Source organism: Nostoc sp. NMS2 (assembly GCF_017115105.1).
In the GTDB taxonomy this organism is placed as follows: Bacteria; Cyanobacteriota; Cyanobacteriia; order Cyanobacteriales; family Nostocaceae; genus Nostoc.
In genome coordinates, this window is sequence record NZ_JABXKH010000095.1 from 102,750 (window position 1) to 116,336 (window position 13,587).

At 39.3% G+C, this 13,587-nt stretch carries 11 protein-coding genes and 1 pseudogene; 4 read left to right on the forward strand and 8 right to left on the reverse strand.

The features are described from left to right. Window positions 1–89: 89 nt before the first annotated feature. Window positions 90–1,127, reverse strand: a complete 1,038-nt coding sequence (csaB, locus tag HWQ36_RS17680; protein WP_292705014.1) for a polysaccharide pyruvyl transferase CsaB — start codon at window positions 1,125–1,127, stop codon at window positions 90–92. Window positions 1,128–1,325: 198 nt separating this feature from the next. Between csaB and HWQ36_RS17685 the strand changes: the two genes are divergently transcribed. From HWQ36_RS17685 to hisA, 3 genes are read left to right on the forward strand one after another with little or no spacing between them, the layout of a single operon-like run. Continuing rightward, window positions 1,326–1,661 carry a DUF2499 domain-containing protein gene (locus HWQ36_RS17685; protein ID WP_292704992.1) on the forward strand — a complete coding sequence of 112 codons (336 nt, stop codon included), beginning with the start codon at window positions 1,326–1,328 and terminating at the stop codon, window positions 1,659–1,661. Next, entirely contained in the window at window positions 1,658–1,957 is a 300-nt protein-coding gene (locus tag HWQ36_RS17690; protein WP_174709542.1) for a DUF3593 domain-containing protein, read from the forward strand. The genes HWQ36_RS17685 and HWQ36_RS17690 overlap by 4 nt, the downstream gene beginning before the upstream one ends. A gap of 54 nt (window positions 1,958–2,011) precedes the next feature. After that, entirely contained in the window at window positions 2,012–2,785 is a 774-nt protein-coding gene (gene hisA, locus HWQ36_RS17695) for a 1-(5-phosphoribosyl)-5-[(5-phosphoribosylamino)methylideneamino]imidazole-4-carboxamide isomerase (RefSeq protein WP_292704993.1), read from the forward strand. 190 nt (window positions 2,786–2,975) lie between these two features. Here the strand turns inward: hisA and HWQ36_RS17700 are convergent, their stop codons facing one another. The 7 genes from HWQ36_RS17700 to HWQ36_RS17730 all read right to left on the reverse strand — a co-directional run bounded on the left by HWQ36_RS17700 (window position 2,976) and on the right by HWQ36_RS17730 (window position 11,536). Further along, window positions 2,976–4,253 (reverse strand): glycosyltransferase, encoded by a 1,278-nt coding sequence (locus tag HWQ36_RS17700; protein WP_292704994.1) that lies wholly within the window; start codon window positions 4,251–4,253, stop codon window positions 2,976–2,978. A 408-nt stretch (window positions 4,254–4,661) separates the two neighbouring features. Then, window positions 4,662–5,921 carry a glycosyltransferase family 2 protein gene (locus tag HWQ36_RS17705; RefSeq protein ID WP_292705015.1) on the reverse strand — a complete coding sequence of 420 codons (1,260 nt, stop codon included), beginning with the start codon at window positions 5,919–5,921 and terminating at the stop codon, window positions 4,662–4,664. A 198-nt stretch (window positions 5,922–6,119) separates the two neighbouring features. After that, window positions 6,120–6,587: a DUF2141 domain-containing protein gene (locus tag HWQ36_RS17710; protein WP_292704995.1), complete on the reverse strand. Its 468-nt coding sequence runs from the start codon at window positions 6,585–6,587 to the stop codon at window positions 6,120–6,122. Between the two features lie 79 nt (window positions 6,588–6,666). Further along, window positions 6,667–7,650, reverse strand: coding sequence for a glycosyltransferase family 2 protein (locus HWQ36_RS17715; RefSeq protein ID WP_292704996.1), 984 nt, complete (start codon window positions 7,648–7,650; stop codon window positions 6,667–6,669). 214 nt (window positions 7,651–7,864) lie between these two features. Next, window positions 7,865–8,869 (reverse strand): NAD(P)-dependent oxidoreductase, encoded by a 1,005-nt coding sequence (locus HWQ36_RS17720; protein WP_292704997.1) that lies wholly within the window; start codon window positions 8,867–8,869, stop codon window positions 7,865–7,867. 205 nt (window positions 8,870–9,074) lie between these two features. Then, window positions 9,075–10,253 (reverse strand): ABC transporter permease DevC, encoded by a 1,179-nt coding sequence (devC, locus tag HWQ36_RS17725; protein ID WP_292705016.1) that lies wholly within the window; start codon window positions 10,251–10,253, stop codon window positions 9,075–9,077. A 74-nt stretch (window positions 10,254–10,327) separates the two neighbouring features. Continuing rightward, complete coding sequence (locus tag HWQ36_RS17730; RefSeq protein WP_292704998.1) at window positions 10,328–11,536, reverse strand: ABC exporter membrane fusion protein; 1,209 nt, start codon at window positions 11,534–11,536, stop codon at window positions 10,328–10,330. A 1,484-nt stretch (window positions 11,537–13,020) separates the two neighbouring features. On the opposite strand from HWQ36_RS17730, the pseudogene HWQ36_RS17735 reads away from it, so the two are divergent. Then, window positions 13,021–13,298 (forward strand): annotated as a pseudogene (locus tag HWQ36_RS17735) (hypothetical protein). Window positions 13,299–13,587: the final 289 nt, after the last annotated feature.

A 13,587-nucleotide genomic window follows, 5' to 3' on the forward strand; every position in this document is an offset into this window, starting at 1 on the left:
ATAAAATATACTTGAATATTTTTATAATCGATTTACAAAATTTTGATAATTATCGATTTAGAATCTCCGCCATTTATAGCTAAGGAGTGTCAAATAAAAGCTTGGCTTAATAACTCGCGGTGCATTAATGCCCTATCTACTAAAGATTGTATTTGGTCTGGTGATAACGGATCGCCATTAGCGTAATGCTCCATCCAAGTTAGACTAATCAAATTGGGGTCATCGGGTAAACTAGCCAAATCCCACCCAGGCATTTCTAAGTCTTCCATGAGACGATTTACCTTGGGATCATAACTAAGAGCAAAGCAGCGACAACCTTCAGATGCAGCCATAATCAAGCTGTGTAGGCGCATCCCAATCGCCATTTCAACGCCGCGAAATACACCTTTCAAAAGTTGTGGATCCTCCAGACATAAAATCTGGCTGACATCTTTAAGTTGGGGTTGAATGGCTTCGGCAATACTTAAATCTTCACTTTTTTGAAATGGCAGTAGTAAAATAAATGCCTGCGTAGCTTTTTGAAAATCCACCAAAGCACGAGTCAAATTTGCTAGGCGTGTTTCTGTAAGGTGGGGATGCGATCGCAACGTTACCGCAACTCTCGGCGCTGGTAAATCCCAAAGTCCCGGTACTGGCTTAGATTCCAACGCCCAAACCGGGTCAGGAGCTATAATACAAGGAATTTGCCAATCAGATAATAAAGCAGCGGTGGCGCGATCGCGGACACTAACTTTGGTACAATTACTAAAGGTTTGCCGTGCCAACCAACGAGTTTGCGGACGCACCAATGGGCCAATCCCCTGCGCCCAAGCAACAGTTTTCAAACCCATTTTCTGCGCCAATGCCATCAGTCCCCCATAATAAAAGGGGCTAATAGTGCTGGTAACATCTTGAATAAGACTACCCCCGCCCCAAATCAAGGCATCACTTGAGCGTAAAGCTTGCAGCACAGCTAAGGGAGCCATGCGATCGCAACTTTCTACATTGTAGCGATCGCGCGTTTCCTCTGGATTACCAGAAAGCACCACAGGGGTTACGTGAGATGGTAACATTTGCAAGAGCGTTGCTAACAAAGCTTCGTCACCACCATTACCTTTACCGTAATATCCAGACAATAACGCCCGCATCTTGACCATTTTGGATTTTAGATTTTGGATTTTAGATTAACAACTTTTTTTAAACCGTTGATGCCATCCTGCCAACAAAAGATAAATTTTATTGTGGAAAAATAAGGACTTAATACTATTGACTTTTAACTCCAGTACAGACCCTAAATTTTAGCGTCTCTAATTCCTAACTCATAACTCCTAACTCCTAACTTTCTTATGCACACCCTATCGATTCCCACCTGGATTATTCATATTTCTAGCGTTATTGAGTGGATTGTTGCCATTTGGTTAATCTGGACTTATGGCGAACTCACTAATAACCGCAATTGGTGGGTATTGTCCCTTGCTATGTTACCAGCTTTAGTTAGCGCTATGTGTGCTTGTACCTGGCATTATTTCGACAACGCCGAATCTCTGGAATGGCTGGTAACACTTCAAGCTACCATGACCTTAGTTGGTAATTTTACGCTTTGGGCAGCAGCGTTTTTGGTCTGGCGTTCTACCAAATCTTCTAACACTGTTGAACCAAAACCTATCAAATTAGAGCAATGATTTCTAAAGAAACCCTGTTTGCACTTTCACTGTTTCCCTATTTGGGTTTCTTGTGGTTTATCAGCCGCAGTCCACAAATGCCGCGTTTAGCGCTGTATGGATTTTACGGTACTCTCGTTTTTGTGGCCATCACCATCCCAGCCGGAATTTATGCCCAATTGCATTATGGCGAGTCTTTGGCGAATGTAGATTGGTTGCACGGTGGCGCAGAACTATTTTTGACTCTTTCTAACATCTTGCTTGTGCTAGGTTTTGGGCAAGCTGTCAGGCAATTACAAATCAAAAATCAAAAATAGAAACCCCAGCGCTAGCTAAGGTTTTGATTGCATTGAGTTATGAGGGAGAAGTAAATGGATGTAATTCCAGCGATTGATTTACTAGAAGGTCGATGTGTGCGATTGTATCAGGGAGATTACGATCGCTCGCAAGTTTTTAGCGAAAATCCCGTTGATGTTGCCAAACAGTGGGTAGACCAAGGTGCTAATAGATTGCATATAGTTGATTTAGATGGTGCCAAAGCAGGTAAAGTAGTAAACCTGGGGGCAATTGAAGCGATCGCTCACGCGGTGTCAGTGCCTATTGAAATTGGTGGAGGATTGCGCGATCGCACCAGCGTGCAACAATTATTCAATCTAGGCGTACAGTGGGCAATTCTCGGAACCATCGCCGTAGAACAACCCCAGCTAGTACAAGAACTGTGTGCAGAATTTCCTGGACAGATTATCATCGGCATTGATGCCCGTAACGGTCAAGTCGCAACTCGTGGTTGGTTAGAAACCTCAGAAGTTTTAGCAACCCAATTGGCTGTACAAATGCAAGAATTGGGTGCAGCCGCCATCATTTATACAGATATTCACCGAGATGGTACTCTCATTGGCCCCAATTTAGAAGCTTTGCGAGAACTTGCGACGGTAATTTCCATCCCGATAATTGCCTCTGGTGGGGTAAGTTCTCTCACCGATTTGTTGAGTTTGTTGGCGTTAGAACCTCAAGGCGTAACTGGCGTAATTGTCGGACGTGCTTTGTATACTGGGGATATTTTACTCAAAGAAGCATTACGAGCGATCGGCCCTGGGCGGATTCAGGATATCCCACCCAATCTAGGTTTTTCTAGTTTTGCTTGATTATCGCTCTTCTATTAGCGATCGCGTTTGTAATCGTTATCGTAAATTCAAGGGTTTAAGACCCCAACCATTACACGTAGTATCAGTTGAGTTGGGGTTTAAAGGCCCGACTCCAAATGTCTTTAATTTTGAAGTAATAAGTAATAAGTAATGGGTATTACTCATTACTCATTACTCATTACTCATTTATTTAACGTCTCATCCTGCCTGTACTTATCTCCACCTTCTGAGATCCTTCGACGATTTGGTAAAGTTTGTCTTCAAGTTTTTGCATACATGCCGACCAATCAAATTCAAGTATGGAAGGGCGAGCGTGCCGAGTCATATCTGCCTTCAAATCGGGATTTTCTAGAATCGTAATCACCTTTTGAGCGAAGTCTGTGGGGTTGTTAGGTTGGGCAAGAAAGCCGTTCCGACCAGGCAACACCTGTTCTGAAGTTGAGGGTGCAACAACGGCAACTAGAGGGGTTCCAGATGCTAGCGCTTCGTTATTTGTAGTGCAGAAGTTTTCGGTAACTGAGGGGTTGACAAAAACATCCGCTCTAGCAAACCAGCCTAAAAGTTCTGTACCGTGGGATTCACCCCATATAGTAATACCCGATCCAAATTTTTCGGCACGCTGACGGATTTCTTCATCTAGAGGGCCACTACCAACAATCACCAGATGAACATCAGGAATTTTGGCAGCGATGAGTGGAAAGATATCAAGCAATTGGTTGACATTCTTTTCCGGGGTGATGCGGCCGACAAACAAAAGAGTTGGTCGGTTATCGTTAGGAATGGGATTGTAACAAATGTTTCGCGGATGAAATTTTTCGCAATCAATGCCTTGATAAGGGACATATTCAGCGCGTTGGCATTTCAGTTCTTCGTATTTAGTGAGTTGTTCTTTAGAAGAAAAGTAATTGAAGTCATAAGACTCACTAAATTGCTTGACTAAAACAGGAATGATGGGGCGAACAAAGTTAAAGAATTTATCCCCAAAATAATATTTGATATACGCCACGATATCAGTATGGAACAGTGATATTATTGGCGTGCGTGTTCTTTTTGCGTATTCAATACCGATGGGACGACCATAACCTTGCAAGAAAAATGAGTATAAACCTCTCATTTGCGCGGCTTCTTCAACCACGATAATATCAGGCTTAAATTTCTCCAGCAACTTGGTATCACTCCAATGCCGATAATTTAACGGTTGAGGAAGAGACTTATAGAATAACAGGGGTTCTGTGGGAAATGCGTAAGCAGAGAAATTGGGGAAAGACTGAATTTCATTCAAACCTGGCATAGGGCGATCGCCAACATTTTTGGGGTAGCGATCGTTGATTTGCGGATGGATGAGAAAAACCTCATGTCCTTGCTCTAGCAACCAACGAACTCGTTGGTGAACCGCGACGGAAACACCAGTCAAGAAAGGGGCGTACAATCCTGTAAATAGTGCAATGCGAAGTTTTTGCTTAGTCATAAAAAAGGGGAATATTTCACGAAAATGCTGGTTTTCAATTTAGGATTTACGCAGCTTATGTTTCATGAACATCCTGATTTTCTAGCTCAGAAATTCCCACTAATACGGTTAGACTAAGGATTTACGCATTTTTCAAATAGCCGAAACTCTCGATTGGTAAATGGATGTTTATAAACCTAGATTGAAACTATCAAAACATCCAAAATACTAAGTCCAAATTCCCCTTAATATATTTGTCTAAACCCTTGTCATGAATGCAAATAAATTTTGATAATTAATAAGAAGCGTGTATTCTGACAAGGGTTATAGCTAATATAGTTCTACTAAATATAAGATAATATAATTTGAATACTAGGGAATGTTTAGCGTAATAACTTTCATGCCCTAGTTCATATTTAGCGATTTAATTCAAAGAGAAACCTTGCCATCAATAGGCTGATCTAACCATTGATAAGGGCGATATTCCACTAGCCGGACATTCCAGGGCCCTTGAACCCGATAGGAGACACCGCGCCAGGTGACTGTTGAGATCCAAATGGATGATAGCATCGCTAACCCATAAACCCACTGTGTTAGCGGAATCCCAATTAACATTTTGATGATTGTAGCACCTGATAATTTTGCGATCGCCTGGTCATTAGAGAGAACCACTCGCTGTATCTCTAATTCCAACACGAGCATTATCAAGAGTAATCCGACAGTATAGACACCATAGCAGCCTAACAAGAGAGTCGCAGCTTCCCATTTTGCCTGTAAGAAGGACTCTAAAACTAAGATGATGAGTGTAGTAGGAAACAAAATGCTAGAAACAGCTTCACTGACTAAAGCTAACCAACGTGGGTGATACAGTCGAGAATAAAGTATCAGGCGCTTGAGATAGTCAATTAAGTTGGATAAATCAGTCTCTTCACGATTGACAATTAGCAGCGAAGGCACAAACTTTACCTGAAACCCATGTTTTTTGAGGATGTCGTGCATCATAAAATCTTCGCCTAAAGCTTGTCCCCACTTATCTAGGAGTTCTGTTTGGCGAAGCACTTCTGTTTTCACAGCCAAACTCCCACCCCAAGGAATCTGGAAGATAAACATTTGCACTACTGTGGATACATTGCCGATGTACCGCACTAAAGATCCCCAATACCTACCTGTAGGTACATACCAACGATTACCTGTTGTCGCCCCTACTCTAGCATCACCTAAAGGACTGACTAATTCTCGCAGCCAATTTACATGGACTATGGTATCAGCATCTACTAAGGCAACCACTTTGTAAGAATCATCCAAATCACGGACAGCTTGGACTAAGGAACTACATTTAAGACTACAATTGTTGCGTACTATTCTCAAAGGGCTAATTTGAACGTTGGTCGCTTCTTGCTCTGTGATGCTTTCACTGGCAATTTTCCAAGCGGGGTCTTCATGACTATCAACGATCAATTTTAAATCATACTGTGGATAGTTTTGGTTCAGGAGCGATCGCAAACATCTAGGCAAAAACGGATCAGCTCCGCGTAAGCAAAGAATCACTGCTGTTTTAGGTAACTGATCATCTGGCAATAAGTTTTTTTTAGATGAGCGCAGATACCATATAAAGACAAGCGTTAAACACACCTGAATAACCAACCAACCCATCAAAGACTTAGACAAAAATATCGCCAAATCTTCCATTAAATTTTTAATCTCCGGTAGAATCTTGCCTTGATTATTGGGAATTGGGAATTGGGAATTGGGAATTGGGCACTTGTACTGAGCGACTTGTGCCGAGCGAAGTCGAGGTAAGTCGAAGTATTGGGCATGGGGCATTGGTTATTCTCCTTGTCTTTCTCCCTCATCTCCCTCATCCCCACTCCCCACTCCCCATTCCCTTTACGAATCCAGCGAATATTTCATAATGATATTGACCGTTGTATTTTTATTTACAACAAAACTGGCATCACGAAACTTTGGTGTACCTGTTTGTATTGACACAGTTGGGTTTTTGGAAATTCCAAAACCTTCTGTGGGAATACCGAAAAAGTCTTTATTGAGTTTGCGATCGCCATTTTGATCGTCAACAACAGCGACAGCATAAGTTCCAGGCTTCAAACCGGAGAATTCTTTTTTAACTAAATTGCCAGTAATCTTAGCGCAGCCACTTTGAGAGCCACTAGAATTACTCATCGGAAATCCTTGTTCAGTTGCGTAAACTCTAAAGCAAATCTCACCTTTTTTGTGTTGTATGCCATTTACCACAACACTAAGTGTTGCAGTTGGTTCTGCATTCACTGTTTTAGCAAAGCTGAGGCTCATTAAAGTAGCAATCAAAACATGAGAGAGATAAGATAGTTTCAGCATAATTTTGTAGTGAAGATTAGGTTATTTTGGGGCTGGTAAAAAGCTGTATTTACCAGATTTTCTTTTTGAACTGATTCGTTCAATGTATGACTTGATGTTTTTTAATTGATGCTGGTCGCCAACCTTTCCAAAGTACTTGTAGCACTCTTAGTAAATCTTTCAGCAAAAGATATTCTGTCCCTTTTAACTGCTGATGTAGGCTTCTATGACAACAAAGCCGCTCATTAAAACTCAGGGAACTATGCCATATAGAGAGTATATACTCCCAGATTATTCTCCAATGTGGCAATAAAATTTGTCCTTTCTTTGCTGAATCGAACCACACTGCATACGCATAGAAATCAGGTAGCATACTCAATGAGGATTTTTTATTGTTGTTAGTAAACAACAAATAATTAGGAAAATACATACTCATTGATTGTTGTGGATGGCTTCTGGCAAAAAACAGGTATTCAGGAATTTCATAAAACCTACCAAGAATACCAAGTCTTAACAAGAAAATTCCATCTGCATTACCGTAACCACCCATAGGCGTTATCATTCTCAGGACACTGGCACGAATTACACCGTAACATTGGTAACATAAATGCTTGGTCAGCAATTCATGAAAACGCTCGTGTGGTTTTAGAGCATCTGCCTTGAGTTTGATATCGTAGTTTTGGAGAAAATTTCCCTGTTCATCAATGAAATATGTTTGGGAGTGACACAAGATTATGCTAGGGTCTTGGTCAAGTACCTCAACACACTTCATGATAAAATCTTGAGCATGTAGATCATCATAAGCTGCCCATTTAAAGTACTCACCTGAAGACAATTTAAAGACGCGATTGAAGTTACGAGCGCAACCGATATTCTTGTCATTGCGGTAGTAACAGATACGTTGGTCTTTGTCGGCATAAGCTCTACAAATTTCCTCAGTTTTATCTGTAGATGCATTATCTGAAATAATTAGCTCAAAATCTTCAAAAGTTTGAGCCAAGAGTGAATCTATGGCTTCTTTGATAAATTTTTCGCCATTATATACAGGTAATCCGATGCTCAATCGTGGCTGATTGCTACTCATAACAAGTATTCGGAAAATCTGTGGATTATTTTATGATCAATTGCAGATAATTGTTAGGCAGATGCAACGGAAGAATTCAGAATCCAGAATAATTTGATGCTTAAGCTGAATAATTTCAATAAAATCAATCAACCATGCTGTAGCCTCTTGATTTTCCAATCATTCTGACTCCTGACTCCTGACTCCTGAATTCTGACTTCTTAAAATTTGTTGACTATTTAATCAAGCTTTGGATATCTGTTTTTTGCAGCCATTCATGTGTTCGCTGCATTCCTTCTTCTAGGTCAATTGTCGGTTTATAATTTAACAGGCTTTGTGCTTTGACAATAGAACAAGCATAAGGACGAGTCATAAAATCTATAGACTCTGGTAAAATATCAACTTTTTTCCGAAAAAGTTTTTGTCCTTGAACACGTAACTTTAGAAACAACTTAATTTCATCTTTCGATAATGAAAGGGGTGCTGATAAACCTTCCATTGCTGCTAAACGCATAAAATACTCTTTCCACGAAGTTTCTTGTCCGTCGGTGATATTAAATATTTCACCGTAGGTTTCTTTTTCTATCGCTAGAAAGATGCCATCAATCAGATTATCTATATATACGTGATTGATTACTCCTTTAGCATCGTTGGCACAGGCAAATAATTTTTGACGCATCATCAGAAGCGGTCTGACTATCCAGGGGATACTTCCTGGCCCATAAACATCTCCAGAGCGAACAACAATGATGCCAAAACCTGGAGGATTATTCAGTTCTAAAACTGCTGTTTCGGCTTCTATTTTGGTTTCACAGTAAGGATTATTTTCGCCAGAAAGTGGCCCGGATTCTGTAACACCATTAGGATAGTTGAAACCATAAACCATTACACTAGAAAGATGTACAAATGTTTTGACACCAGCCTGTTTAGCGGCTTTAGCCATATTTAGAGTACCGCCAACATTGACATCACGAAAATGCTTAATTGCACCAGCTTCTTCGGCAAGTTGATCTGTGTGTAAAACGATATCTACTCCCTGACAAGCTTTTTGAGCAATAGTATAATCGGTGATACTACCAATGATTATCTCAACACCTAAATTCTGTAATTGTTTGTTTTGTTCTGTAGAACTTTTCAGTCCACGAACCTTCATCCCTTGTGCTATGGCTAACTCGGCTGTACGCAAACCGACAAATTCATCAATTCCCGTAATTAGCAGGGTTTTATCTTTGAGGTTCATATACGTTTGGGTATACCAATTTTGGATTTTAGACTTCGGCTTACTTCGACTTCGCTCAGTACAAGTCGCTCAGTCGAACGATTTTAGATTTTGGATTCAAGCAAAGGCATTCGCTTTGATGGTTTGTAGTAAGCACTGAAGTGCTTATAAAATAATTACTAAAGTCCTTACTACAAAATTAATTTATCCACCAACTTAAATATTTTTAGAAAATATCTCCTGGATCTGCGGAGCGAAGTTTGTTGATAGCAAGCGCTCCTGATGTTATACACATTAGAACTGTCGATGTTAAGACTATCAACGCATTATTAGTGGTCATAACTATTGGTAGTTTAGTTGCTTCTGCGGCAAAACTATATAACAAAACAGAAGTAATAAATCCTGGGATATAACCTAAAATTGCTAAAATCAAAGCTTGCTGAAATACCACATTCAACAAATAGCTATTGGCATAACCGATAGCTTTTAAAGTGGCGTAAGCAACAAATTGGGTAGCAATATTGCTGTAAAGAATTTGATAAACAATAACCACGCCAACAACCGCAGCCATTGTCAACATCAAGTTAAGAATAAAACCAATGGGTGTTCTAACAGCCCAATAGTTTTTTTCAAAATCAATGAAGCCTTGGCGAGTAAAAACTTGGACATCATTAGGCAAACTTGCTTGCAAGTTTTTCAGTACTGTTTCTACATTAGTACCAGGTTTGAGTGAAATCAAACCGATATCTATCATATCCGCCGGACGAGTATTGGGATTTATCCTCAAAAAAGTTGAGTCACTAACAAGTAAATTTCCGTCTACCCCAAAGGAAGGCCCTAATGTGAATAAACCACCAATTCTCACTCTATAACCAATTAATGAATTGTAGGGAAATATTTCAATTGTCTGTGCAGTCTCTCCCGCATTAAATTTTTCAGCTATTGGTCCAAACTCTGGGCGAGAACCCCGATCAAAAAGTACGACATCGGGAATTTTGAGTTTATCTAAATTTTTCTCCACTTCTGGGAGATTCATTACTGGTCTACCCGGATCGAAACCAATAACATATATTGAATATTTCTCACTAGTAGCCGGATTTTTTAGTTTGGCAAATTGCAAATACATGGGGCTAACTGACTGTACACCATCAAACCCCAGAGATTGGTACAAACGAGTCCGCGAAAAACTTTGATTTGAGGTCAAAGATTTATATTGCGAACTCACTAAAAATAAATCTCCTTTGAGATTCTGATGCACTGCGGTTGCACTGGAATAAAGAGCATCTTGGAAACCAAGTTGCACAAACATTAATAGCACAATAAAACCAATCCCGGCTACAGCTACTAATAAACGAACTTTTTGCTGTGCTAGCTGTAGCCATCCTAAAGGAATTTTGAAATTCATGGATTTATTTGGCAATTGTCATTGGTCATTTGTCATTTGTCATTTGTCATTTGTGAATGACCTATGCCCTATGACTAAATATGAATGGCGACATCCACTTGTAAGTTAGTTAAGCGAGCGACCTTTTCACTATCTGCGGGATTATCGATGGAGATTTTTACTTCAACTATTCTGCGGTCTGTATCTGAACCAGGGTTTAGGCTGAAGATGTTTTGCTTGTCAACTTGCCAACCAATCTCTTTTACAGTTCCTTTTATTGTTCCAGTAAATGCAGTGCTGGTAATTGTAGCTTTTTGTCCTGCACGCACTTTTTGAACATCGGTTTGATACACCTCTGCAATCACATACATTTGAGATGTTTTACCGATTTCAGCAAATCCTTTGTTAGTGCTGATTACTTCTCCAGTTTTGGCGTGAATTTTTAAAATTTTGCCATCTATGGGAGATTTAATGTAACTTAAATCCAAGTCGGCTTTTGCTTGTTGAACAGAAGTTGTGGCACTGTTGACTTCGGTTTGTGCGACCTGAACATCTACACTACGTACTTCGCTAATACTGGTGAGTTGTGCTTGTGCTTGCTTGCGTTGTTCTTGGTATGTGTCTTGAGTCCGCTTGAGGGTGGCTTGAGCTTCTGTTAGCTGCTGTTGTGTAGTCTTAAGTTGCAACGCTTTGGTATCTGCTACAGAAGCCGCGATCGCACCTTGTTTATATAATTGCTGATAGCGATCGTTCTCAGATTGAGCATTGTCTACCTCAGCCTGGATACGGGCAATTGCCGCCTGTTGTGTGGCAACATCCCCTTTATATTGTGGCTCTAAACGTGCGATCGCAGCCTTTTGAGCATCAACATCTCCGGTTTTACCTCCAGATTTAACTTGCGCTAATTTAGCTTTGGCTACTTGCAGTTGGTCTAAAGCCTGTTGCAATGCGCTTCTAGAACGACCATAATTTTCTAAATAGGCCAGTAATTGCCCTGCTTTAACCGCATCTCCTTCTTTCACCAATAGTCTTTCTACTCGCACCCCATTATTGGAAGCAGGAGCAGTCAAAGAAGTAACTTCGCCTTCTGGCTCCAAACGTCCCAAAGCAGTCACAGCAAGTTTCACAGGCGTGGCAGCTTTGGGAGGATTCGCTTGTGGTGTCACAACTTTAGGTTTAGACCAAAATGGTACTAAACTATAAAAAGCTATTAATCCGGCTGCTAAAGTTAGAGAAGCTGCCAAAATTACTTGCGATCTACCTACGGGTTTTGTGAATAATCGGCTTTCTTTATTTACTGCCATCTTTTCATTCCAATTCTGCTTTTTTAGGGGATAGCCTGGTTATATTTAGTCCATTAGAATAGACTCATCCATAAATTACTCAGAGGGCTTTTCCTCTAAGGTTTCTACCTTAATCAAGTGGATGGATCTAAATTGGTTTTATATGAATTGTTGTACGCTTGTACCGCCCAAAATCACTATTGTGGCGTGAAAATTAATGGTGGTGTTAGTTCAAAGCTTCCTAAGTTATATCCTAATTTGACATCTAATCCAGTAGCTTAAAATACAATAGCGCTAACCAGAAAACTTAACTCTCAAGAAGAACGAAGCGCCAATAAAAATGAAATCAAAACTTGGATAAACTTGTTGTTAAGTATGGCGTGGAAATTTATTTTTGTCAACGGATTAACTTTGCATAAGTCCTGATTCTCTCACTAAAATATTTGTTCACAGTAAGATTAAATGCTGAAAAAATGTATTCATCACTAATCTCTTGTCTGCTAATTTAATACCAAGTGATGTAATACTGCCTAGTTTTTGCCTAAAAAATAACTCCAATGTAGGTTGGGTTGAGGAACGAAACCCAACATTTTATTTTCAGGGCTTTGTTGGGTTTCAGTCTGTTCAACCCAACCTACGAATTTAATCTCTCGTCTGCTAATTGAATACCAACTGATGGTTAGTTATTAAGTAGATTTGATATTATTAACAGATTCTTGTTTGCAACGTTGTGTACTATAAGACATTATTATAGCGATTTCCAGTAGGGGCAATTCATGAATTGCCTCTACTTGAGCCATTAGCCCTGCAATTGATTGCACAGTGCCTCGGTTGGTAAATCCAAAATCTAAGCTTTGCTTTGGTTCACTTTTTACTAAAGGCTCATTGAATCCATATTATGTTTATCAAGTAACATAGTAAAAATTAATATTTGCTTTATAAATAACCGCTTTACTTATTAACTTGATTTATATTGAAAAATAACCAGAAACTTTGACTAAATTATGATGTTTCTCTGAGAAAACATACTTATGGTTCTTCAATTTATCTATGTGTTTATTGAATTGTTACTTAGTAGACAACAGATTTGCATTGTTAACTTAATTCACAAAAACTTCCATCTAACCCGTAGATAACAAAATCTCTGACACATTTATATAGTCACAAGTTATACTTAATTTCTTAATTTTATTCAAATTAACATCAGTAATTGTGGATGTTTATTTATAAAATAACTTTAAAGAAATGATTTAGTTTCTGTAAAGTATGTTAGTGTTTTTATTAATTCAATGCTTTAAAGTGGTTAAAGAAACTAGTTATTTAATTGAGATTTTGAAATTAAAAATAACTAAAGATAACTGCTTTACCATCACCGTCTGCTCGTTTAATTACTGTTTCAACTTGCATAAATTCGGATTAAAGGTGGTGTATTTTGTGTAACGAGCTTGTCAAATTTCATAGTTCAAATAGCATAAAATACATTATCCCGAACGTTGAAATTGACTATGACTTTGATAGAGATACAGAACGTTGTCATTAACAACAGCTATGTTGCTGTGGTTAGGCTAGATAATCAAAAGCTTTCGGGTGAAAAAACGTTTTTGTTCTCTTAGCTACTCCTGAGTTTCCATCACTCCAGTAGGATACCATTACTCAAAATCTCTACCATTACAAATGGATTAAATTCACTGGTCAAGCAGCTATTACACTCCAAGACTATTTTACCAGTTTTAACAACGTCTTTGACCTATTGCCACAATTTCAAGAGTCTAGCGTTGGATAACATTTTTTCGCGATGTCTACGACGGGCTACGCCTACGCAGTGTGCCAAAGTTGCCTGGAAACATAAGGCTTTACCCTGGCAGTATGTGTCGTGTGGTGTTGATTTAGGAAAAAAGCATTTAGCAAAGATAGAATAGCTAACTGCTTATACCAATTCGCTATGAAGATGCACTTAATATTTATTAAACGAACCGCCAAGTACGCCAAGTACGCCAAGAGAGAAGGAGTAATTATTAAGTGCAAGCTTACGGATAATTGGTATTACAAGACAAGAGTTTTTCATTATTTAG